The sequence below is a fragment of the Caulobacter sp. genome, assembly GCF_017744445.1.
Taxonomy (GTDB): domain Bacteria; phylum Pseudomonadota; class Alphaproteobacteria; order Caulobacterales; family Caulobacteraceae; genus Caulobacter.
Genome location: NZ_JAGIBH010000001.1, coordinates 591,002 through 613,913 on the forward strand (window position 1 = coordinate 591,002; position 22,912 = coordinate 613,913).

General features: G+C 67.5%; 13 protein-coding genes and 1 pseudogene. 9 read left to right on the forward strand and 5 right to left on the reverse strand.

Annotated features, from left to right (window positions below; all coding sequences use genetic code 11):
- Positions 1 to 11: 11 nt before the first annotated feature.
- The 3 genes and pseudogenes from J7528_RS02950 (at position 12) to J7528_RS02960 (ending at position 4,238) form a co-directional block, all read left to right on the forward strand.
- Positions 12 to 1,670 carry a copper resistance system multicopper oxidase gene (locus J7528_RS02950; protein ID WP_291871138.1) on the forward strand — a complete coding sequence of 553 codons (1,659 nt, stop codon included), beginning with the start codon at positions 12 to 14 and terminating at the stop codon, positions 1,668 to 1,670.
- Positions 1,671 to 1,735: 65 nt separating this feature from the next.
- Positions 1,736 to 2,401: pseudogene (locus tag J7528_RS02955) on the forward strand (copper resistance protein B); the annotation flags it as partial.
- Positions 2,402 to 2,645: 244 nt separating this feature from the next.
- Positions 2,646 to 4,238, forward strand: a complete 1,593-nt coding sequence (locus J7528_RS02960; RefSeq protein ID WP_291871140.1) for a fatty acid--CoA ligase — start codon at positions 2,646 to 2,648, stop codon at positions 4,236 to 4,238.
- A 124-nt stretch (positions 4,239 to 4,362) separates the two neighbouring features.
- Here J7528_RS02960 and J7528_RS02965 read toward each other — a convergent pair whose 3' ends face one another.
- From J7528_RS02965 to J7528_RS02975, 3 genes are all read right to left on the reverse strand, one after another.
- The gene (locus tag J7528_RS02965; RefSeq protein WP_291871142.1) at positions 4,363 to 5,286 is read right to left on the reverse strand and encodes a Gfo/Idh/MocA family oxidoreductase; all 924 of its coding nucleotides are present in this window, start codon (positions 5,284 to 5,286) and stop codon (positions 4,363 to 4,365) included.
- Between the two features lie 171 nt (positions 5,287 to 5,457).
- Positions 5,458 to 7,743, reverse strand: a complete 2,286-nt coding sequence (locus tag J7528_RS02970) for a glycoside hydrolase family 3 protein (RefSeq protein ID WP_291871144.1) — start codon at positions 7,741 to 7,743, stop codon at positions 5,458 to 5,460.
- Positions 7,744 to 7,805: 62 nt separating this feature from the next.
- A complete protein-coding gene (locus J7528_RS02975; RefSeq protein ID WP_291871146.1) occupies positions 7,806 to 8,849 on the reverse strand; it encodes a LacI family DNA-binding transcriptional regulator in 1,044 nt (347 codons plus the stop codon).
- A 639-nt stretch (positions 8,850 to 9,488) separates the two neighbouring features.
- Between J7528_RS02975 and J7528_RS02980 the strand changes: the two genes are divergently transcribed.
- The 3 genes from J7528_RS02980 (at position 9,489) to J7528_RS02990 (ending at position 15,843) form a co-directional block, all read left to right on the forward strand.
- On the forward strand, positions 9,489 to 12,626 hold the full coding sequence (locus J7528_RS02980) for a TonB-dependent receptor (RefSeq protein ID WP_291871147.1): 3,138 nt from the start codon (positions 9,489 to 9,491) through the stop codon (positions 12,624 to 12,626).
- A gap of 139 nt (positions 12,627 to 12,765) precedes the next feature.
- Positions 12,766 to 14,286, forward strand: coding sequence for a tryptophan halogenase family protein (locus J7528_RS02985; RefSeq protein WP_291871149.1), 1,521 nt, complete (start codon positions 12,766 to 12,768; stop codon positions 14,284 to 14,286).
- Positions 14,287 to 14,295: 9 nt separating this feature from the next.
- Positions 14,296 to 15,843: a tryptophan halogenase family protein gene (locus tag J7528_RS02990; protein WP_291871151.1), complete on the forward strand. Its 1,548-nt coding sequence runs from the start codon at positions 14,296 to 14,298 to the stop codon at positions 15,841 to 15,843.
- 137 nt (positions 15,844 to 15,980) lie between these two features.
- On the opposite strand, the gene J7528_RS02995 is transcribed toward J7528_RS02990, so the two are convergent.
- Positions 15,981 to 16,583 carry a peptidylprolyl isomerase gene (locus J7528_RS02995; RefSeq protein WP_291871153.1) on the reverse strand — a complete coding sequence of 201 codons (603 nt, stop codon included), beginning with the start codon at positions 16,581 to 16,583 and terminating at the stop codon, positions 15,981 to 15,983.
- A gap of 40 nt (positions 16,584 to 16,623) precedes the next feature.
- The gene (locus J7528_RS03000; RefSeq protein WP_291871155.1) at positions 16,624 to 19,314 is read right to left on the reverse strand and encodes an AMP-binding protein; all 2,691 of its coding nucleotides are present in this window, start codon (positions 19,312 to 19,314) and stop codon (positions 16,624 to 16,626) included.
- Positions 19,315 to 19,511: 197 nt separating this feature from the next.
- Between J7528_RS03000 and J7528_RS03005 the strand changes: the two genes are divergently transcribed.
- The 3 genes from J7528_RS03005 to J7528_RS03015 all read left to right on the forward strand — a co-directional run bounded on the left by J7528_RS03005 (position 19,512) and on the right by J7528_RS03015 (position 22,804).
- Complete coding sequence (locus tag J7528_RS03005; RefSeq protein ID WP_291871157.1) at positions 19,512 to 21,164, forward strand: MFS transporter; 1,653 nt, start codon at positions 19,512 to 19,514, stop codon at positions 21,162 to 21,164.
- 87 nt (positions 21,165 to 21,251) lie between these two features.
- Positions 21,252 to 21,845: an RNA polymerase sigma factor gene (locus J7528_RS03010; protein WP_291871158.1), complete on the forward strand. Its 594-nt coding sequence runs from the start codon at positions 21,252 to 21,254 to the stop codon at positions 21,843 to 21,845.
- Positions 21,809 to 22,804 carry a FecR domain-containing protein gene (locus tag J7528_RS03015; RefSeq protein WP_291871160.1) on the forward strand — a complete coding sequence of 332 codons (996 nt, stop codon included), beginning with the start codon at positions 21,809 to 21,811 and terminating at the stop codon, positions 22,802 to 22,804. Before J7528_RS03010 ends, J7528_RS03015 begins: the two co-directional genes overlap by 37 nt.
- Positions 22,805 to 22,912 lie beyond the last annotated feature (108 nt).

Below are 22,912 nucleotides of genomic sequence, written 5' to 3' on the forward strand. Positions count from 1 at the left end.
ACGGATAGCGGATGATCGATCGACGGACCTTGCTGCGCGGCGCTCTAGGCCTGAGCGCGGCCGGCCTGCTGCCCGAATGGGCGACAGCCAGCGAAGGGACGCGGCCGGTCGCGCTGTCGGGCGACGAAATCAAGCTCACCGTCGGCCACACCATGGCGAAGATCGACGGCAAGGCCGGCCATGCGGTGACCGTCAACGGCACGATCCCGGGACCGCTGATCCGGCTGAAGGAAGGCCAGAACGTTCGGCTCTCCGTCACCAACACCCTGGATGAAGACACCTCGATCCACTGGCATGGCCTGCTGGTGCCGTTCCAGATGGACGGCGTGCCGGGCGTCAGCTTTCCCGGGATCAAGCCGGGCGAGACCTTCACCTATGAGTTCCCCGTGCGGCAGGCCGGGACCTACTGGTGGCACAGCCATTCGGGCCTGCAGGAGCAGGTCGGTCACTACGGCCCGATGATCATCGACCCGGCCGGCGAGGATCCTATTCCCTATGACCGCGAGCACGTGGTGGTGCTGTCGGACTGGAGCTTCCTGCATCCGCACGAGCTGTTCCGGAAGCTGAAGGTCAATGCCGGCCACTTCAACATGCAGAAGCAGACTGTGGGCGGCCTGCTGGCGGGCCAGGACCAGTCGCTGAAGGACCGCGCCGCCTGGGGCAAGATGCGGATGGATCCCACCGACATCGCCGACGTGACCGGCTCGACCTACACCTATCTGATCAACGGCCAGGGGCCGGGCGACAACTGGACGGGCCTGTTCTCGGCGGGCGAGCGGGTGCGGCTGCGGTTCATCAATTCCGCCGCCATGACCATCTTCAACGTCCGCATCCCGGGCCTTGGCCTGGAGGTCGTGGCGACCGATGGTCAGCCGGTGGTTCCGGTCGGCGTCGACGAGTTCCAGATCGCCCCGGCCGAGACCTATGACGTCATCGTCCGTCCGACGACGGACCAGGCCTTCACCCTGGTGGCCGAGGCGTCGGATCGCTCGGGGATGGCGCGCGGGACCTTGGCGCCGCGTCTGGGCATGGCCGCCGGCGTGCCGCCGCTGCGCAAGCGTCCGCTGGCGACCATGAAGGACATGGGCATGGGCAACATGCATCACGGCATGGATATGCCCGGCATGGACATGTCGATGCGGGCCCAGAGCAACGCCCCCAACGTGCCGCTGACGCCGGGCGTCCAGACCATCTCGCCGATGCCGATGGACCGGATGGGCCAGCCGCCGCAGGGGCTGGAGGATGTCGGCCACAAGGTGCTGCGCTACGCCGACTTGGCAAACCTCGCGCCAGCCAAGGACACGCGCCCGCCCGGCCGGGAAAAGGAGATCCACCTGACCGGCAACATGGAGCGCTTCATGTGGGCGTTCGATGGCGAGGCGTTCGGGCCGATCAAGAAGCCGATCGCCTTCGAGAGGGGCGAGCGGGTACGGGTGGTGCTGATCAACGACACCATGATGGCCCACCCGATCCACCTGCACGGCCACTTCTTCGAGCTGGTCAACGGCCAGCAGAACCAGCCCCTGAAGCACACGGTCAATGTCGCCCCCGGCGGCAAGGTCGCCTTCGATCTCACGGCCGATGAGCCCGGCGACTGGGCCTTCCACTGCCACCTGCTGCTGCACATGCATGCTGGGATGTTCAACGTCGTGACGGTGCGGCCGCTGTGATGCAGCACGAGCACCATCAGCACACGCCGCCGGCGATCGAGCAGCCCGCGCCGGCCGTTGCGGGCGACCACGCCGCCGAGCGCTTCTACACGCCCCAGCAAATGGCCGCCGCCCGCGCCCAGCTGATGAAGGAGCACGGCGGCGGCAGTTTCTGGACCGTCCGCGCCGACGTCCTGGAATACCGCGCGCGCAAAGGCGCCGATGGAAAGGCGTTCGAGGGCGAGGCCTGGTGGGGCAATGACAGCTCCAAATGGGTCGTGAAGGCGCGCGGTGAGCGCACCGACGGCGAAGGCTGGGAGACCGGCGAGGCCGAGCTGCTGAAGGCCTGGCCGGTCGGTCCCTATTTCGATCTGCAAGCCGGTGCCCGCTACGATCTGGCGCCGAAAGGACGGTCGTACGCCGCCGTCGGCTTTGAGGGTCTGGCGCCTTACTGGTTCGAGCTCCAGGGCGCGGCATACCTCTCCGACCAGGGCAAGGTCTCGGCGCGGGGCGAGGCGTCCTACGACCTGCGCCTGAGCCAGAGGCTGATCCTGCAACCGCGCCTCGAAGGCGACCTGGCCGAGGCCGGGGCAGGGCGGCTCGAGGGCGGCCTGCGCCTGCGCTACGAGATCACCCGCGAGTTCGCGCCCTATGTCGGGGTGGTGCGAGAGCGGACGTTCGGCCCGCTGACGCCGTTGGGCGAGCGGGCCGGCAGCACGGCGGTGGTCTTCGGCGTGAGAGCCTGGCGATAGTCCAACCCAACCCCGTCTTCCTGGGCCTTGTGCCCAGGACCCATGGTGCCGCTGGCGCAGCGCTGGACCGTCGTGCTCCGCACCGGCGGAACGATGGATCCTCGCCACGAGGGCGAGGAAGGCAAATGAAGGGAAGGTTGTGAGGCCTACCCTGTCGATAAGAATAGGTTGTCGCCACCCCAAGCCTGGCCCAACATCCGTTTGACCCGCCAGCAGAGTGGGCAAACCGAGGGAGCCAGGCCTGATGTCGACCGCGATCGATTTCGACCGCATGCAAACCCTGGGCGACGTCGCCCGCTATCACGCGGAGGTCCGCCCTGGCGACGTGGCCTTCGTATTCGAGGGGCGGCAGACCAGTTTCGAGCAGTTCGACCGCCATGCGAACCAGGTGGCCAACGCCCTGATCGCGGCGGGCTTGGGGACGGGCGACCGCATCGCCTATGTCGGCAAGAACAGCGACCACTATTTCCAGCTGCTGCTGGGCGCGGCCAAGGCGGGCGTGGTGACCACGCCGATCGGCTGGCGCCTGGCCTCTGCCGAGGTCGCCTATATCGTCGCCGACAGCGAGGCCAAGATGGTCTTCGTCGGTCCGGAGCTGATCGCCCATGTCGACGCGGTCGGCGCGGCGCTGAGCCAGCGTCCGGTGGTCATCGCCATGGAGGCCGAGGGGGCGGGCGAGCACCCGACCTTCGAGACCTGGCGCGACGCGCAGCCCGATACCGATCCGCACAAGCCGATCGAGACCTCGGACATCGCCATCCAGCTCTACACCTCGGGCACGACGGGGCGACCCAAGGGCGCGATGCTGACCCACGACAACCTGCTGGGCATGCGTCGGGAGGCGTCCAAGAACCCAATGGAATGGAACCAGTGGGGCCCGGACGACGTCAGCCTGGTGGCCATGCCGGTGGCCCATATCGGCGGCACCGGCTGGGGCCTGGTGGGCCTGATGAACGGCGCCAAGGGCGTGGTGGCGCGCGAGTTCGATCCCTTCAAGGTGCTGGACTTCATCGAGAAGGACCGGGTCTCGAAGATGTTCATGGTGCCGGCCGCGTTGCAGATAGTGGTGCGCCAGCCCCGGGCGCGCGAGATCGACTATTCGCGGCTCAGCCACATCCTGTACGGCGCGGCGCCCATTCCGCTGGACCTGCTGCGGGAATGTATGGAGGTGTTCGGCTGCGGCTTCGTCCAGCAGTACGGCATGACTGAGACCACGGGCACGGTGGTCTATCTGCCGCCCGAGGACCACGACCCGGCCGGCAACAAGCGCATGCGGGCGGCGGGCCTGCCGATGCCGGGCGTCGAGATCAAGGTCATGGACGCCGAGGGCAACAGCGTCGCGACGGGCGCCGTGGGCGAGATCGCCATCCGCTCGGGCTCGAACATGGCCGGCTACTGGAAGCTGGACGACGCTACGAGGAAGACGGTCGACGCCGACGGCTGGCTGCGCACCGGCGACGCCGGCTACCTGGACGAGGACGGCTACCTGTTCATCCACGACCGGGTGAAGGACATGATCATCTCGGGCGGCGAGAACATCTATCCCGCCGAGGTCGAGAGCGCGGTGTACGGCCACCCGCACGTGGCCGAGGTGGCGGTGATCGGCGTGCCGGATGAGAAATGGGGCGAGGCGGTGAAGGCGGTGGTGGCTGCCAAGCCGGGGGTGGAGCCGGATGCGGATGACATCATCGCGTTCGCGCGGACGCGGATCGCTGGGTTCAAGGTTCCGAAGTCGGTGGATTTCGTGGCGGCGCTGCCGCGCAATGCGTCGGGGAAGATCCTGCGTCGGGAGCTTAGGGCGCCGTACTGGGAAGGGCGGGAACGGCAGGTGAACTGAGGCGAGCACTTGCCCCCACCTGACCGCTACGCGGTCGTCCGCCCCCGGAGGGGGCGGAAGGTTGGAGCCATATCCTTCTTCCCCCTCCGGGGGAGGAGGGTCGAAGGCCCGGAGGGGGCAAGTCTTACTCGATGAAAGCCTCCACGCTCTCCCGTACCCCCACCAGAAACGCATCCGCCACCAGCGTCAGCGGCCGCACATCCACCTCGGACTCTCCCCGCGCCACCAACCCCGCGAACCGATCATAGAGCCCCGGATACTCCCGGTTCTTCCCGACCTCCACGGCCACCCCATCCACCGTCAGCTCGGCCCCGCCCAGCGACAACTTCAGCACCCCGTCATCGGCCCAAGCCGTGATGTCCCAGGTCTGCGGACCGGTCTGCAGGAAGTCCAAATCCGCCGTGATCTCGGCCCCGCCCAGCGTGGTCATCGCCACCGACCCCGCGATCGGCGACTGCACATTCTCTGGGACCTGTAACCGCGCGTCCGTGACGAACACCTCGGTCGGCATGATCTCGGTCAGGATCGACAGGGCGTTGATCGCCGGGTCGAAGACGCCCATGCCGCCGGCCTGCCAGATCCAGGTCTGGCCGGGATGCCAGCGACGGACGTCCTCGCGCCATTCGATGGCCAGCTTGCGCACTTGGCGCGAGGCGAGCCAGGCCTTGGCCTGGGGCACGCCAGCGGCGAAGCGGGAATGCCAGCTGGTGAACAGCACCACGCCGTGCTCACGGGCGACGGCGGCCAGTTCGGCGACCTCGCTGACCGTGGCGCCGGGCGGCTTTTCCAGGAACACGTGCTTGCCGGCGCGCAGGGCGGCCAAAGCCGTCTCGCGGCGCGCCTGGGGCGGGGTGCACAGGGCGACGGCGTCCAGCTCGGGGCCCTCGGCCAGCATGGTCTCGATGTCGTGGAAGACCGGGATCCCGCCCAAGTCCGGCTTGCTGCGGCTGGCGGCCGCGACCAGCTCGAAGCGCGGGTCGCCGGCGATGGCGGGGATGTGCTGGTCATGGGCGATCTTGCCCACGCCGACGAGGCCGATCCGGATCACGCGTAGTTCCTCCCGCCGGCCTCGCGCCGCCCCGCGCTAATTATATTATAAATGCCGCGACGCAAGCGGCCAAAAAAAGGGAGCGGCGCCCGAAGGCGACGCTCCCGAAGAAGGGAAGAGACATAGATGAGCGCGGCGGGACAGGGGTAGGCTAGATCCCGCCGAACTCGCCTACTTCGCCGCCGGAGAGACCGGCAGGCTCCGGGCCGCCAAGGTGACCTGGGCGGTGGAGGTCAGGGCCCGGGACGAAGAGCCCAGGGCGATGTCGTATTGGCCGGCCGCGATCGACCAGCCGTGAGCCTTGCCGTCCCAGGTGGCCAGCAGGCGCGGATCGACCGTGACGGTCACGCGCTGCGTCGCGCCGGGGGCGAGGGAGACCTTCTTGAAGCCGGCCAGGCGCTTGGGCGCTTCCCAGCCCCCGGCCTTGGGGCCGACGTAAACCTGCGGGACGTCCTTGCCGGCGCGGGCGCCAACGTTCTTGACGTCGAAGCTGACCGTGACCTTGTCGCCGGCGGCGGTGGCCGTGAGGTTCGAATAGGCGAACTTGGTGTAGGACAGGCCGTAGCCGAACGGGAACAGCGGCTCGATCTTCTTGGCGTCGTACCACTTGTAGCCGACGGCGGCGCCTTCGATGTCGTAGTCGGTGTCGAACAGCTCGCCCTCGGCCTTGCCGACGCCGTCCAGCTTGGGACGCGGCAGGTCGGCCACGCTCTTGGGGAAGCTGACGGGCAGGCGGCCGGTGGCGTCGATCTCGCCGGACAGCACGCGGGCGATGGCTTCGCCGCCCGCCGTGCCCGGGAACCAGGCCTCGACCACGGCGCCCACCTTGTCCAGCCACGGCATGACCACCGGGCCGCCGGTCAGCAGCACCACGACGGTCTTCTTGTTGGCCGAGGCCACCGCATCGATCGTGGCGTCCTGGTTCTTGGGCAGGTTCAGGTCCTGGACGTCCCAGGACTCGGTGGTCCACTGGTCGGCGAAGACCAGGGCCAGCTCGCTTTCGGCGGCCAGCTTGGCGGCGCGGGCCGGGTCCGTGCCGTCGTCATAGACGATCTTGGCGTTGGGATAGCGGGCCTGCAGCGCCTTCAGCGGCGAGGACGGATAGTAGATCACCGGGCCCGGCCAGGTGGCGGGTTCGAGACCCTTCACCGCGCGGCCGCCGGCCGGATAGACCTGCGAGGAGCCGCCGCCCGACAGCACGCCGACATCGGCATGGCCGCCGATCACGGCGATGGTCTTGGCGGTCTTGGCCAGGGGCAGCAGGTCGCCGTCGTTCTTGAGCAGGACGATGCCTTCCTCGGCGTCGGCCTGGGTGATCTTGGCGTGGGCGGCCAGGGTGGCGGCCGGCAGGTCATGGCCCTTGGGCTGGGTCACCGGATGGTCGATGGCGCCGCTGGCGAACAGGGCGCGCAGCACGCGGCGGGCCATGTCGTCGATGCGGGCCTGGTTGACCTTGCCCGAGGCGAGATCCGCCTTCAGCGGCGCGCCGAAGAAGGCCTCCTTGTCGAAGGCTTCGCCGGCCGATTCCTGGTCCAGACCGGCATTGGCGGCCTTGGCCGACGAGTGGTCGGCGCCCCAGTCCGACATGACATAGCCCTTGTAACCCCAGTCCTTCTTGAGGACGGTGTTCAGCAGCCAGTCGTTCTCGCAGGCCCACTCGGTGTTGACGCGGTTATAGGCGCACATCACCGAGTGCGGGTCCGACTGCTCGATGGCGAACTGGAAGGCCAGCAGGTCCGAGGTGCGGGCCGCGGCGTCGCTGATGTTGCTGCTGACCACGAAGCGGCCCGTCTCCTGGCCGTTCAGGGCGTAGTGCTTGATCGTCGAGATGATGTGGTTGGACTGGATGCCCTTGATCTGAGCGGCGACCATGGTCCCGGCCAGCAGCGGGTCTTCACCGCCATATTCGAAGTTCCGGCCGTTGCGCGGTTCGCGCATCAGGTTCACGCCGCCGGCCAGCTGGACGTTGAAGCCCGAGTCGCGGGCCTCCTTGCCGATCATCGCGCCGCCCTTGAAGGCCAGCTCCGGGTTCCAGGTGGCGGTGGTGGCCATACCCGACGGCAGGGCGGTGCGCTGGCGCAGGTCCTGGTGGCTGCCTTGCGTGGCCACGCCGACGCCGGCGTCGGTCTGCCACTGGCCTGGGATGCCCAGGCGCGGGACGCCCGCCACGTAGCCGGCCGAGGCCTCCAGCGAGTCCTTGTGGCGCGTGTACTTCGGCTTCATGTCCGAACCGAAGTAGCCGAAGATCACCGTGAACTTCTCGTCGTTGGTCATCGCCTTCAGCACCAGGTCGGTGCGAGCGTCGGCCGAGAGCTTGGTGTTCATCCACGGATGGGCCGGCTTGGCCGCGACAGGCTTCTTGGCCGTGTCGGCCAGGGCCGGGGCGACGGTCAGCGCCGACGCCGAGGCGCCGATCAGCAGGGCGAGCTGCAGGCCCCGCCAGGTCGTCTGGGTCATGTTTCCTCCGTGGTCTCGTTCTTGCGTCCCGCGCGGCGCTGCGGCCACGTCGGGGAGGGGATTTAAGGTCGTCTCCGAGGCGGCGGACCGTCTCGGGCGGGACCGGTGGACTCGCGCACCACCAGCGAGTGCTGCGCGAGGAAAGGCGTGTTGGTCTTGCCGGCGCCTTCGTTGGCGCTCCAGGCGGCGAAGGTCTGCATCGCGCGCAGGGCCATCTGGTCGAACGGCTGGCGGATGGTGGTCAGGGTCGGCCAGATGACGCCGGCGATGGGCGCGTCGTCGAAGCCCACGACGGACAGGTCGTCGGGGATCCGCAGGCCTCGGCGCTGGGCCTCCATGCAGGTGGCGGCGGCCATGTCGTCATTGGCGGCGAAGATCGCGGTCGGCGGATTGTCGATGTCCAGCAGCTTCTGGGCCGCGTCGATACCGGTCTTGAAAGTGAACTCGCCCTGCACGATCAGCTCGGGCGAGGGGCGCGGCAGGCCACGGGCGGCGTAGGCTTCGAAGAAGCCGTTGCGGCGGTGGGTGCTGGCGGCGTGATCCGGGTGGCCGGCGATATGGCCGATGCGGGTGTGGCCCAGCGAAAACAGGTGCTCGACCACCTCGCGCGCGGCGGCGCGGTCGTCCATGCCGATGGCCGGGAAGTGCGGGTCCGGCGCGGTGGGCGTGATCATCACGCAGCGCACGTCCAGCTCGCGCATCAGCTCCTTCATCGGGCCGAAGTCGCACTCGGGCGGCAGCAGGATCATCTCGCGGATGCCGCTGTCGGTGACGAAGGCGCGCACGCGGTCGGCCCAGCCGGGCACGGGGCCTTCGCTGAGGTCGACCGACAGGTGGCGGCCGGTCTCGACGCAAGCCAGCAAGAGGGCGTGGTGGACGCGGGTGTGGTAACCGCCCGACGGATCGCCCATCAGCACGCCGACCGAGCCCGAGCCCTGCGAGCGAAGGCTGCGCGCCACGGCGCTGGGCTGGTAGCCCAGGTCGGACATGGCCATGCGGACGCGATCGCGCGTCTTGGCGCTGACACTGTCGTGATCGTTGAGAACGCGGGAGACGGTCTTGGGCGAAACGCCCGCCCGCTCGGCCACGTCGTTGATCGTCGTCATTGGTCCCCGTACCCGCTCTACCGCCAAGCTTCCCCGGCGCACCCCATCAGCCAATGGCGGCGCCCGCAAGGCGACAAGCAACCCAAGGCATAGTCCATCTTGTCCTGCATGTCATGTCGTCAGGACAAAAATGGGTCAAAAAGAGTCGATCAGCAGGACAATTTCAGGACATTTTCAAGGATGGAAGCGCCTATTTCGGGGGTTGTGACATATCTGTCGGGCCCGTTTACGTGACATGGCGGCAATGTTGTGTAGTAACCGGTGTCAATCTGAAAAAGATTATAGAAAACAATATATAGTTCGGCTGAATTTTGAGGCTGTTCGCGGGAGCTGCTTTCCGGGGCGGCGCCCAGGGTTGTGTTTTGGATGGGTCGAAACCCTTGTCCCGCAAGAATGACAACGTTGACATTTTTGTTGACTTGGCCGGGACATCTGACGAATGTGACATCGTTCGATGAAGGCGCGGGGCCGGAATCGAATGTCCGGGCGCCGGGGCCGCCGAGGGATTTGGACAATCACTAGACAGGTGATCGGACAGGTCCGCAAAGCCTCAAACGTCCTTCGACAGCCGCCGTCAGAGCGGCGGCGCGGGGGACGGGCGGGCGGCCAATAAGAACGACTTATTTTGGGGAGCGAGAATTGTCACAGGAAGCAAGGAAAGCCGTGCTCAAGCGCGGCCTGACGCTGGCGCTGGTCGCCGGCGCATCGCAACTGGCTCTGGCCACCGGAGCCTTCGCACAAGACGCCAGCGCCAATGACTCGACGGTCGAAGAGATCGTCGTCACCGGCGTTCGCGGGTCTCAGATCAAATCGGTCGACGTCAAGCGCCGCGAGGCCTCGATCGTCGACGCCATCTCGGCGGAAGACATCGGCAAGCTGCCGGACGTCACCATCGCCGACTCGCTGCAGCGCATCTCGGGCGTGCAGATCCAGCGCAACGCCGGTGAAGGCGCCACGGTCAACATCCGTGGCCTGGCCCAGGTCATTACGCTGCTGAACGGCGAACAGTATCTCAGCGCCGGCAACATGGGCTCGGCCCAGCCGAACCTTCTGGACGTGCCCTCGCAGCTGATGAACCAGGTGCTGGTCTACAAGTCGACCAACCCGAAGAACGCCCTGTCGGGCATCTCGGGCACCATCGACCTGCGCACCCGCCGTCCGTTCCAGTTCAGCGAAGGCTTCAGCGCCACCGGCGCGGCCGAAGCCCAGCGCGGCGAGCGCACCAAGAAGGACGACTACCTGCTCAACGGCGTCCTCAACTGGCGCAACGAAAATGTCGGCCTGATGATCTCGGCCGCCGGTTCGAAGTCGAACCTGGGCAACAACTCCTCGGGCGTCGTGGGCCTGTCGGGCAACAACGACTGGGGTGGTTCGGCGCCGAACAACTGGGTCTCGCCGCACGGCTACGAAAGCTTCAACCGCGTCGTCGAGCGTAAGCGCCTGGGCGTCAACGCCTCGTTCGAAGCCCACATCGGCGAAGGCTTCACCCTGATCGCCGAAGGCTTCTACGCCAAGCTGGACGAGTACAACCGCGGCGCCGGCATCAATATCTCCAACCGCTGGGACGGCGGCGCCTTCGGCGTCTGGAACCAGCCGACCGTGTTCCAGACCGGCATCACCAGCCCGTCCAACGGCCGCCCGTGGCTGGCTGTCGACGAGTACAACATCGACGCCTGGTGGGTGAACTCGTTCACCGTCAACCGGACCACCAAGTCCGAGACCAAGAACTTCAACCTAGAGTTGAACTACGACAACGGCGGTCCGTTCACCTTCGAGGCCCGCGCCATCCGCGCCGACGGCGACCGTCTCAGCATGAACGGCCAGGCCCAGGGCGACCTGAGCAACTGGCAGTACGGCCCCGGCCGCTTCAACCTGTTCCGCGACGCCAACGACCGCACCCGCGGCACGTTCTATCCGAAGGCGATCTGCGATCAGTATCCGGCCAACCAGCGCAGCAACGCCGTCGTCGGCAGCGCTGGCGGCTGCTATCTGAACCCGAACCCGCAGGGCTACGGTCAGAACCCGCAGCTGGTCTACAACATCGCCGGCGATCACCCGGTGTGGAGCGGCTTCGACCGTCCGATCACGGGCGGCCTTGGCGCCGGTAAGTCCCTCAAGGACTACATGGCCAACAAGGACAGCTACGCGATCGGCGCCTTCTCGTCGGAAGGCAACAACGAAGTCAACTCGGACATGAACGTGTTCCGCGCTGACGGTCACTACAAGTTCGACGACAAGCTGCTGGGCTTCATCACCAAGGTCGACGCCGGCGTCCGCTTCAGCGACCGCTCGGTCGAGGTCGAGCAGTTCCACCTGTTCTCGGGCTTCTACGGCGGCGTCCCCGGCGCCGTGCAGGCCAACGGCCAACCGGTCCCGGCCGGCGGCTGCGAGGCCCAGTGGAAGGCCATCGACGTCGTCATGAACCAGAACCAGTGCCAGGCGGGCGAGTTCGTGCCCGATCCGATCACCGGCGCGCCGGTGTTCCAGGGCTATACGGTCAACCGTCCGACCAAGCTGTCGACCTATAACAACGTCGTCTGGGTCGATGACCTGGGTGGCATCACGTCGGGCATCCCGGGCTTCTGGACCATCGACCCGCATGACTTCGACAACGTCAAAGCCTTCCACGACAAGGTGTTCGGCGGCTCGATCCGGGTCCAGGTCCCGGGCCAGACCTATGACGTCACGCTGAAGGAAGAGAGCGCGTACGGCGCCGCCGACTTCGAGGTCGGCAAGCTACACGGCAACGTCGGCCTGCACGTGATCCAGACCGAACTGACGGTGAAGCAGAACCTGACGGGCGACACCCGCAACTACGGCGACACTAACGCCGACGCGGGTGACAACGTCACCAAGCGCAAGTACACCGACTGGCTGCCGTCGGTGAACGCGGTCTACGACCTGACCGACAACATCAAGCTGCGCGCGGCCTACGCCAAGACCATGCAACCGCTGGATCTGGGCAGCTACGGCGGCGGTCTGAAGATCAACACCGCCGACTGCGGCGCGGCCCTGCCGAACGTGCGTTGCGTCACCAGCGCCAACGCCGACGGCAACCCGATGCTGAACCCGTGGCGGGCGTCGAACTTCGACGGCGCCGTCGAGTACTACTTCGGTCGCGCCTCGATGCTGAACATCTCGGCCTTCAAGCTGAAGATCGACAGCTTCGTGACCGGCGGTCAGACGACCGGCCGCTTCCCCGACCAGGACGGCGTCATCCGCCGCACGGTCAACGTCTCGCTGCCCATCCAGGGCGACGGCGGCTCGGTGAAGGGCCTGGAAGTCGGCGCCAAGCTGGCCTTCAGCGACATCATCCCGGACATGGGCCTGCTGTCGAACTTCGGCGTGGACAGCAACTACACCTACTCGCCCAGCCACGAGAGCCGTCTGGACATGGAGAAGAACGAGATCCCGTTCTTCGACAACTCCAAGCACCAGTTCAACCTGGTCGGCTGGTACCAGGACGACAAGCTGCAAGCCCGCGTCGCCTACAACTACCGGACCGCGCGTCTGTCCGGGACGATGGGCGCCGGCTCGGATCCGACCCCTGGCTCGACCACGTCCTACGTGATCCCGATCATGCAGAAGGCCACCGGCTACGTGGACGTGAACGTCAGCTACAACGTCAACGACCGCGTCACGGTCTACTTCAACGGGTCGAACGTCACCGGCGAGATCGAGGACTACTACCTCCGCTTCGCCAAGGGCCAGACCCAGTACGCCAACCAGAACGAGTTCGAGCCCCGCTACACGGTGGGCGTCCGCGCTCGCTGGTAGCCAACCCCTCTCACCTCCTGCGGCCGCCGTGGACCCCCACGGCGGCTTTCTTTTTTTGAGAGCCCGGCTGTCCGGCTCATGCGCGAGCCGATAGCCTTGGGCCCAGCCGGACGAAGAGCCGGGAGTCGGGAGTAGGGCGATGCAGGACAAGCGTATCCGCAAGCTGGTGATCGTCGGCGGGGGCACCGCCGGCTGGATGGCGGCCGCGGCGCTGCGGCGTCACTTCCACGGCGGCCCGATCGAGATCACCCTGGTCGAAAGCTCCGAGATCGGCACGATCGGCGTGGGCGAGGCGACCATCCCCACCATCCGCGGTTTCTACCAGCAGCTGGGCCTGACCGACATCGAGGTGATGCGGGCCACGCAGGCGACCTGCAAGCTGGGCATCCGCTTCAACGACTGGGTCCGCGAGGGCCAGTCGTTCATCCATCCGTTCGGCCTGTTCGGCCAGGACCTGCGCGGGATCTCGTTCCACCACTATTGGCGCAAGCTGGCCCAGGCCGGCGAGCCGACTGACATCGCCGACTACTCGCTGGGCGCCTCGCTGGCGGCGGCGGGCAAGTTCATGGCCCCGTCGCGCAACCCGCCCTCGACCCTGTCGATCTTCGACTGGGCCCTGCATTTCGATGCCAGCCTGTTCGCCCAGCTGATGCGCCGGGTGGCCGAGGACAACGGCGTGCGCCGCATCGACGCCAAGATCACCAAGGTCAATCTGCGACCCGAGGACGGCCACGTCGCCTCGCTGGACCTGCACACCGGCGACACCGTGGAGGGCGACCTCTTCATCGACTGCTCGGGCTTCCGGGGCCTGTTGATCGAGGAAGCCCTCCAGACCGGCTACGAGCACTGGAACGACGTGCTGCTGTGCGACCGCGCCTATGCGGTGCAGAGCGAAGGTGTCGGCGATCCGATGCCCTATACGGACGTCACCGCGCACTCGGCCGGCTGGCGCTGGCGCATCCCGCTGCAGCACCGCTACGGCAACGGCTATGTCTATTCCTCGCGCCACATCAGCGACGAGGACGCCCTGGCCGAGCTGAAGGCGGCGATCCCCGATCCGCTGCTGCACGAGCCGCGCCAGATCCGCTTCAATCCCGGCCGCCGCAAGCAGGTCTGGAACAAGAACGTCATCGCCCTGGGCCTGGCGTCGGGCTTCCTGGAGCCGCTGGAAAGCACCTCGATCGCGCTGATCGAGACCGGCATCGAGAAGATCAAGATGCTGTTCCCGGACAAGGACTTCGCGCCCGCGCTGGTCGACGAGTTCAACGACTGGTCCAAGCGCGAGATGGAGCGCGTGCGCGACTTCATCATCCTGCACTATTGGGCCAACAAGCGGGGCGACACGCAGTTCTGGAAGGACTGCAACGCCGTGACCCTGCCAGAGACGCTGCAGCACAAGGTCGACCTCTTCACCCAGCGCGGCCACTTCATCCGCTATCGCTGGGAGATGTTCCAGCCGGCCAGCTGGATGGCGATCTATGCCGGCTTCGAACTGCTGCCCGAGATGGTCGATCCGGCCCTGGACGGCATCGATCCGGCGACCCTCAGCGCCCCCCTGGCCGAGATGCGCAAGGCCATCCGAGAGGTGGTCGCCGCCGCTCCGCCGCACGGCGCCTTCCTTGACCAATATTGCCGCCCGGCCCCGATGGCCGCGCAGTAGGACCAACCGATGAATACGAACCCCAACGCCATCAAGAAGATCGTCATCGTCGGCGGCGGCTCGGCCGGCTGGATCTCGGCGGCGATGCTCAGCCACTATTTCAAGGATGGCGGCTGCGAGGTCGAGCTGATCGAGAGTGAGGAGATCGGCACCATCGGCGTGGGCGAGTCGACCATCCCGCCGTTCCTGCAACTGATCTCCAGCCTGGGCATCGACGAGCGCGAGTTCATCCAGGCCACCCAGGCCAGCTTCAAGCTGGGCATCCGCTTCGAGGACTGGAAGCGCAAGGACGAGCACTACTACCACCCGTTCGGCGCCATCGGCGGTCCGATCGGTCCGCACGAGTTCTACCAGTGCTGGCTGCGGGCCAAGGCCAACGGCCATCCGTCGGGCTTGCAGGACTTCGCGCCCGGCACGGTGATGGCCGACCAGTGGAAGTTCATGCTGCCGTTCAAGGCCCAGCGCAGCCTGATCGCCGGAGCCGGCTACGCCCTGCACATCGACGCGCGGCTGGTGGCCAAGTTCCTGCGCGACTTCGCCGAGGCGCGGGGCGTCAAGCGCACCGAGGGCATCGTCACCGACGTGGTCACGCGTCCCGACGGCGGGGTGGCCAAGGTGATCATGAAGACCGGTCACGAGGTCGAGGGCGACCTTTTTATCGACTGCTCGGGCTTCCGCGCCCTCTTGATCGGCAAGACCCTGGACGTGCCGTTCAACGACTGGTCGGACATGCTGCTGTGCGATCGCGCGGTGGTGGTGCAGACCGAAAACGTCGGCCCGCCGCACCCCTACACCCTGTCCAAGGCCGAGGACGCCGGCTGGCGCTGGCGCATCCCGCTGCAGCACCGCGCGGGCAACGGTTACGTGTTCAGCTCCAAGCATCTCAGCGACGACGAGGCCCGCGAGACCCTGGTCCGCAATGTCGAGGGCCAGATGCTGATGAACCCCATGTTCATCGCCTTCAAGACCGGCATGCGCCAGCGCCTGTGGGAGAAGAACGTGGTCGCCGTGGGCCTGGCCGGGGGCTTCATCGAGCCGCTGGAGTCGACGGCCCTGCACCTGATCTATCGCGGCATGGACTACCTGCTGCGGTTCTTCCCGGACCGTGATTTCGCGCCCTCGCTGGCGGCCGAGTACAATCGCCGCGTGGCCGCCGACTACGAGGAGATCCGCGACTTCATCGTGCTGCACTACTGCACGACCCAGCGCGAAGACACGCCGTTCTGGAAGGCCGTGCGCGAGGCCCCGGTCCCGGAAAGCCTGCGGGTCCGCATGGAGCTCTTCAAGGCCCACGGCGTGCTGCGCGAGGGCGTCGACGAGATGTTCCGCAACCCGTCCTGGCAGTCGGTCATGGAGGGCATGGGCGTGCGGCCCGAGCGCTACCAGCAGCTGGTCGACACCGTGCCTTATGAGGTGATCCGCCAGACGCTGGACCAGTCCAAGCCGATGCTGGCCGCCCAGGTCGCGGGCCTGCCCAGCCACGGCGACTTCCTGGCCCAGAACTGCCCCGCGCCGCCGCCCGAACCGGTGACGGCGCCGTTCAAGACGGTGGCTTAGTTCAAACCCGTCTCCCCGGCGAAAGCCGGGGCCCAGATCGAACCTAGAGAGCCATACCGGTGGGCAGGGCGTATCTCGGATCACCCCCAAACCGCTCGGGCTGAATCTGGGCCCCGGCTTTCGCCGGGGAAACGGCGTTAGGGCATCCGCTTCATGCTGATGATCTTCACCGCCGGGTTCAGGATCTGGCCTTTCATCGACGGCACGTTGGTCGGGCCGTCGGTGCGGCCGGACAGGATCTTCTTCACGACATCCATGCCCGAGACAACATAGCCGAATACCGCATAGCCCTGGGCCGCGTCGGACTTGCCCGGCTTGGCGTCCAGATAGGGCTGCGGGCTGGCGCAGATGAAGAAGTCGGCGGTGGCCGAGCCCGGGGCGTCGCGGCCCATCGAGATGGCGCCGGCCTTGTGCTTGAGGCCCGTCTTCAGCGTGCTTTCGTGGGCGATCGGCGGGGCGCGGCGCGAATAGGGCTTGGGCTGGCCCTGGATCGAGCCGGCGCCCGGCGCGCCCTTGGCCCGATTGGCGCGGAAGAACTGCCCGCCGTCGAAGCGGTGGCGGTCGACATAGGCCAGGAAGTTGGCGGCCGTGATCGGGGCCTTCTTGTCCTCCAGCTCGACGACGATCGTCCCCTTGTCGGTCTCGATGGCGACGCGCGGCTTGCCGGCCGCGAAGGCCGAGGTCGAGGCCAGCAGGGCGAGGGCGGCGCCGATCATGGCGCGGCGGACGATCTGGGTCATGGGTCTTCCAAAGGTTCGGGCCGAAAGCTCGGCGCGGACCCTAGCCGATGGCTGGCGCCCGCGTGAAGAGCCGGCGGGGATGCAGAAGGCCCGGCAGCGTGGGCAGCAGCTTCATGGCGAAGTTCCAGCAGCTCCAGGCGATCACGCCGGCGACGATGGCAAGGGCCCAGGCGAAGACCAGCGAGGCGTCGGTCACCCGCGTCCAGACTCCCAGCACCTTGAAGTGCAGCAGGTAGATGAACAGCGATGCGCCCGCGATCATGTAGACCGGCTTGGACAGCAGGCGCGGCCACGGGACCTTGGGCACGTACAGCACCAGCGCCGCGATCGGGGCCAGCACGGCGGCGTCGCCGATCGTGTAGAACGGCGAGCTGGCGATGGCGTAGACGGCCGCAGCGATCGTGAAGGCCAGACGTCCCTTGCCCTTCAGCAGGCCGGCCAGGGCCGCCAGGGCGAAGGTCGCCATGTGGGTGGTCGGGGCGTGCTTGAACACCGACATCATGTCCAGCGGGGCGCGGCCGAAGTCGGGCACGAAGAAGAACGGCAGGACGAAGCGGCCCAGCAGGCCGACGACCAGCACGGTCCAGGCCGCGAACAGGGCCGGGCGAGCCACCTTGAAGCCGCGTTCCAGCAGCCAGAACACCGCGCCGTACAGCAGGATCAGGTGGAAGATGCAGTGCACGTACCACATCACCGGATCATGGCCGCCATAGGCGTTGGGCCCGTCGGCCGGCAGGCCGCGATAGTCCAGGAAGTCGGTATAGAGCAGCAGGCTGGATAGCCGCACTGGGTCATGGGTCAGGAGCTTCAGCGCGGTGTTAGCCAGTTCGTAGGCGAAGAGGGGCAGCAGCAGGCCCTTCAACAGCCGGCCCAGCGGCTTGAGGGACTTGCCGTGGTCCATCTCGTTCAGCTGCAGCGTCCCGAAGATGTAGCCTGACACGAACAACAGGGCGCTGGTGGCGCTGCCGCCGGTGAAGACCAGCTGGAAGTGGCTGGCGACCACGCCGCAGATGGCGACGGCGCGCAGCAGGATGGCGCTCTCGATCCAGCCGAACAGGCCGCGCTTGGCCGCCTCGCCGCCGCTGGTCGCGGCGAGTTCGGCGAGGGTCATGGTGGTCCAGCCCTCGGGGACCTGGCCCAGGGCCTGCTCCAGCGACAGGTAGGCTGTGACGTAGGACAGGCTGTCGCCGCCCAGGGACGCGAAGCTGTCGTCGACCCCGACCTCACGGGCGAACAGGTCGCTCCAGTCGGCGACGAGGGTCTTCTCGAGCGGGCTGGCGGCGGCGCGGGTGGGGGCGGCGGCAGGGCGGGCTTGAGCCTGAGCGATCAGCGCCTGGCGATCGACCTTGCCGTTGGGCAGCAGGGGCAGGGCGGGCAGGACGAGGATGGTCTCAGGGACCATGTAGTCGGGCAGGCCAGCGACCAGGCGCGTGCGCAGGGCCTCGGGGTTGATGGCCCCATCCAGCGGCTGGACGAACAGGGCTAGGCGCGCGGTGTCGGTCCCGATGTTCAGGGTCACGGCCTGAGCAACGTAAGGCGCGCGGAGGGCGGCGGCGGTGACCTCGGCCATCTCGACGCGGTAGCCGCGGATCTTGACCTGGTCGTCGCGGCGGCCGCGGATCATCACCGCGCCGTCGGGGCGGACCTGGCCCAGGTCGCCGGTTTCGTAGGTCTGCAAGCTGGGCGGCGCGGTCGGCGGCAGGCGGCCTTCGGTGACGGAGCCTAGCGTCAGGAATTCGGACAGGATGACGATGGCGTCGTCCTCGCCCACCACGACCGCGAAGCCGTCGACGCCATTGCCGATCGGCAGGCGCTCTTCGGTGTCGGCGGCGGTGACCCGGTGGAAGGCGGCGGCCTGGGGCGTCTCGGTGGCGCCGTAGAAGTTGACGCTCTCGACCTGCGGCGCGACCGCGCTGACGGCGTCGACCAGGCTGCGGCGCAGCACGTCGCCGCCCCAGAAGATGTAGCGCAGGTCGGGCAGGTCGGGCAGGGCGGGCGCCTTGCCGGCGGTCAGCAACTGGCCCAGCGGCGGGGTCATGTGGGCGGCGGTCGGGCGCACGGCCGCGAACCAGCTCGCCAAACCGCCAGGGGCGGTGAGCGTCGCCTGATCCGGAATATGCAGGGACGCGCCCAGGCTCAGCGGCGTGAAGACGTCGCGCAGCACCGGGTCGTGCGACAGGCCCGACAGCAGGGTGAAGCGGTCCGGCGCGCCCAGGTCGAAGGTCCGCGCCTGCCAGCCGACGAAATTGACCAGCGGTCGGTGCGAGACCGCCACGCACTTGGGCTCGCCCGTGCTGCCGGAGGTGAACAGCAGATAGGCCGGGGCGTCGGGATCGACCGTCGGCAGGACGGCGTCCGACGCTTGCGCCTCGAGCGACACCGGCAGGCGCGGCAGATCCGACAGATCCTCGGGCGCGGGGCCGGCTTCCAGCAGCAGGCCCGGACGGCAGATGTCGAGCATCTTGCGCAGGCGGGGCAGGGGATAGGCCAGGTCCAGCACCACGAACGGCGCGCCGGCGCGGGCGCAGGCCAGCATGGCCACGACCAGGCGCGGGCCGCGCATGGCCAGGATGCCGGTCAGCACGCCCGGCGTCAGTTGCGCGGCCAGGGCGCGCGATAGGCTCTCCAACGCGCCGTAGGTGACCTCACCCTTGGCGTGGGACAGGGCGACGAAGTCCGGCGTGGCGCGGGCCTGGTCTTCGAACCGGCTGTGGATCAGGGACGCGGGCATCGGGCGGCGCTATGTTGCGGAAGGTTGCCGGATGTTGCCGTTCTGAGCTTAAGAACCCGTTCCGCCTACGAAACCAGCGTTCTTTAAAACGTGGTAGCGCTACCGGAAATCCTCGGTCTATGAATCCCGTTCTGTGAGTTAGGCTTCAGGCGACCGGCGGGAAAAGCACGGCGCATCGAGGGAAGGGATCAAGCGTAATGGGGGCTGACAGCCAAGCCGCGCCTACGAAAGGGCGCGACGCGCTGGTGATTGGGGCGTCGTCCCTGGGCACCGTGTTCGAGTGGTACGACTTCTATCTCTACGGCTCGCTGGCCGCGATTATCACCGGCCACTTCTTCTCGGGCGTCAACGAGACGACCGGCTTCATCTTGGCTCTGCTGGCGTTTGCCGCCGGTTTCGCGATCCGGCCGCTGGGCGCGGTGATCTTCGGGCGCCTGGGCGACATCTGGGGCCGCAAGAACACCTTCCTGATCACCATGCTGCTGATGGGCCTGTCGACCTTCGTGGTCGGCCTGCTGCCGTCCTACGCCCAGATCGGCGTGGCCGCGCCGATCGCCCTGGTGGTCATGCGCCTGGTCCAGGGCCTGGCCCTGGGCGGCGAGTATGGCGGCGCGGCGACCTACGTCGCCGAGCATGCCCCGGACGGCAAGCGCGGCTTCTACACCAGCTGGATCCAGACCACGGCGACGGTGGGCCTGTTCCTGTCGCTAGCCGTGATCCTGGTCACCCGCACCCAGCTGGGCGAGGAGCAGTTCAAGGCCTGGGGCTGGCGCATCCCGTTCCTGGTCTCGATGCTGCTCTTGGGCGTGTCCCTGTGGATCCGCCTGAAGCTGCACGAGAGCCCGACCTTCCAGAAGATGATCGCCGAGGGGAAGGGCACCAAGAAGCCGCTCGCGGAAGCCTTCGGCAACTGGAAGAACCTGAAGATCGTCATCCTGTCGCTGGTCGGCCTGACCATGGGCCAGGCGGTGGTCTGGTACACCGGCCAGTTCTACGCCCTGTTCTTCCTGGAAAAGACCCTGAAGCTGGACGGCGCCTTGGCCAACACCCTGGTGGCCGTGGCCCTGCTGATCGGCACGCCGTTCTTCGTCATCTTCGGCTGGCTGTCGGACAAGATCGGCCGCAAGCCGATCATCATCCTGGGCTGCCTGCTGGCGGCGGCGACCTATTTCCCGGTGTTCAAGGGCATCACGACTTACGCCAACCCGGCCCTGGCCCATGCCGAGGCCTCGGCCCCGGTGGTGGTCTCGGCCGACCCGGCCACCTGCGCCTTCCAGTTCGACCTGATCGGCAAGGCACAGTTCAACACGCCTTGCGACGTGGCCAAGGCCTATCTGGCCAAGGCTGGCGTCAGCTACAGCGTCCATGCCGGTTCAGCCGGCTCGCCGACCTCGGTGCAGGTGGGCGCGGTGAACCTGGAAGGCTTCGACGCGAAAGGCGCCACCGGTAAGGCCTTCGCCAGCGCCCGCAAGGCTTGGGAGGCCGATCTGGGCGACCAGCTGAAGGCCGCCGGCTATCCGGCCAAGGCCGACCCGGCCAAGGTCGACAAGCCTAAGGTCATCGGCCTGCTGGCGATCCTCGTCATCTACGTGACCATGGTCTACGGCCCGATCGCGGCCATGCTGGTCGAGCTGTTCCCGACCCGGATCCGCTACACGGCGATGTCGCTGCCGTATCATATCGGCAACGGCTGGTTCGGCGGCTTCCTGCCGACCACGGCCTTCGCGATCGTGGCGGCGACCGGAAACATCTACTCGGGCCTGTGGTATCCGGTGATCATTGCCGGGGTGACCGCTATCATAGGCGGACTGTTCCTCAAGGACACCCGCAACAACGTGATCGACGATTAGGCAGAACCGTTGTTCGCAACCCGGCGGCCGTTGTCGCCGGGTTGCCATCCGCCGTTCGATGGGCTTGGCTGCTCCCCAAGGGGAGCGTTGATGACGCAAGACGACGAACACAGGCGCGCCTGGTTCCGGCGGGAGATTCTGCCTTTGGAGCCGGACCTGCTGGCCTATGCGCGGCAGTTCTGCCGTGACGGGCAGACCGATCCGGAAGACCTGGTCCACGAGACCTTCGCCCGCGCCATCGCCTGCAAGACCTGGCGGGAGATCGGAAATCCGGCCGGCTTCGCCACCCGCATCCTGCGCAACTGCGCCCTGGACGCCTTGCGCCGCCGCAAGGTGCTGACCATCACCGCCGTCGCCGACTTCGACCGGATCGAGCCGATCGACGAGACGCCCGGCGCCCACATGATGCTCGAATCACGTGAAGAGCTGCGCGCCCTGGCCGACGCCATTGCCGAACTTCCGACGCAATGCCGACGCGTCTTCACGTTGAGAAAAGTTTACAGTCTCTCGCCGGACGAGATAGCGGTTAGGCTAGGGTTGTCCGTCTCTACTGTAGAGAAGCACTTGGTAAAGGGCCTTCGGTACTGTTCCGAGAAGCTGGGACGTCGTATCGGGCGCAAGAGTAAGGTCGACGAAGGACGCTCATGGAGCGCGAGACGGGATCACGACGCGAAACGGTGAGGCAGGCGGCCGCCCTCTGGGTGGTCCGGCTTGACGATCCTTCGTGCTCGGCCGCCGACCGCGCCGCCTTCGAGGCTTGGCGCGACGAAAGCCACGAGAACGAAGCCGCCTTTGAACGCGAGGCCGCCGCCTGGGCGCGCCTGGACCGCGTGCGCGCCATGCGTCCGGGCATGGATCGGCCCGACCGCGACCTGCTGGCGCCCGAGCGCCGCCTGACCCTGCCGCGCTTCAGCCGCTCGCCATGGGCGCGGGGCATGGCCGCCGTCGCGGTGGCCGCCGTGGTCGGCGCGGGCGTCATGACCTTCGGCTCCGGGACCGCCTACGCCACCGCCATTGGCGAGCGCCGGGTGGTCGTGCTCAGCGACAACAGCCGCATCGAGCTCAATACCGACAGCAAGGTCGTGGTCCGCTACCGCAAGGGCGTGCGCGAGGTGAAGCTGCTGCGCGGCGAGGCGGTGTTCGAGGCTGCCAAGGACGCGCGGCCCTTCGTGATCAAGGCCGCCGACGCGGTCATGCAGGCCGACGCCGGGGCCGAGATGGCGGTGCGCCTGCGGTCGGACGGCGCGGCCGTGACCGTCAAGCGCGGCGCCGTGGCCCTGGATCCCGAGCCGGCCGAGCCCAAGGACCAGGTGCGCCTGACCGCCGGTGTCGCGGCGATCTACAGCTCGGCGGGCCACCGCTCGCGCGTGGTGTCCGACAGCGAAATCGACCGGGCCCTGGCCTGGCGGCAGGGCGCGATCGCCCTGAACGGCCAGTCGCTGGAACAGGCCGTGGCCGAGTTCAACCGCTACAATCGCCAGCAGATCAGCATCGCCGATCCCTCGATCTCGGGCCTGCGCCTGGCTGGCTATTTCCAGACCACCGAGCCCAAGAGCTTCGTCGCCGCCGTGACCAGCACGTTCCCGGTGCGCGCTTTCGAAGACAGCGATGGAGCCATCCGCCTTTCGCGGCGGGGGTAGTCCCAATCTCCGTTTCCCCGGCGAAGGCCGGGGCCCAGATTCATCCTGAGCGATTGGGGATGATGCGCCAGCGGCATTGCCGACGCTCAGGCGCTCGTGGGTTCGATC

Bases quoted from the DNA above. Each gene is read 5' to 3' on its own strand.
- J7528_RS02950 (WP_291871138.1), top strand. From the start codon at position 12: ATGATCGATCGACGGACCTTGCTGCGCGGCGCTCTAGGCCTGAGCGCG.
- J7528_RS02960 (WP_291871140.1), top strand. From the start codon at position 2,646: ATGTCGACCGCGATCGATTTCGACCGCATGCAAACCCTGGGCGACGTC.
- J7528_RS02970 (WP_291871144.1), bottom strand. From the start codon at position 7,743: ATGACCCAGACGACCTGGCGGGGCCTGCAGCTCGCCCTGCTGATCGGC.
- J7528_RS02975 (WP_291871146.1), bottom strand. From the start codon at position 8,849: ATGACGACGATCAACGACGTGGCCGAGCGGGCGGGCGTTTCGCCCAAG.
- J7528_RS02985 (WP_291871149.1), top strand. From the start codon at position 12,766: ATGCAGGACAAGCGTATCCGCAAGCTGGTGATCGTCGGCGGGGGCACC.
- J7528_RS02990 (WP_291871151.1), top strand. From the start codon at position 14,296: ATGAATACGAACCCCAACGCCATCAAGAAGATCGTCATCGTCGGCGGC.
- J7528_RS02995 (WP_291871153.1), bottom strand. From the start codon at position 16,583: ATGACCCAGATCGTCCGCCGCGCCATGATCGGCGCCGCCCTCGCCCTG.
- J7528_RS03000 (WP_291871155.1), bottom strand. From the start codon at position 19,314: ATGCCCGCGTCCCTGATCCACAGCCGGTTCGAAGACCAGGCCCGCGCC.
- J7528_RS03005 (WP_291871157.1), top strand. From the start codon at position 19,512: ATGGGGGCTGACAGCCAAGCCGCGCCTACGAAAGGGCGCGACGCGCTG.
- J7528_RS03015 (WP_291871160.1), top strand. From the start codon at position 21,809: ATGGAGCGCGAGACGGGATCACGACGCGAAACGGTGAGGCAGGCGGCC.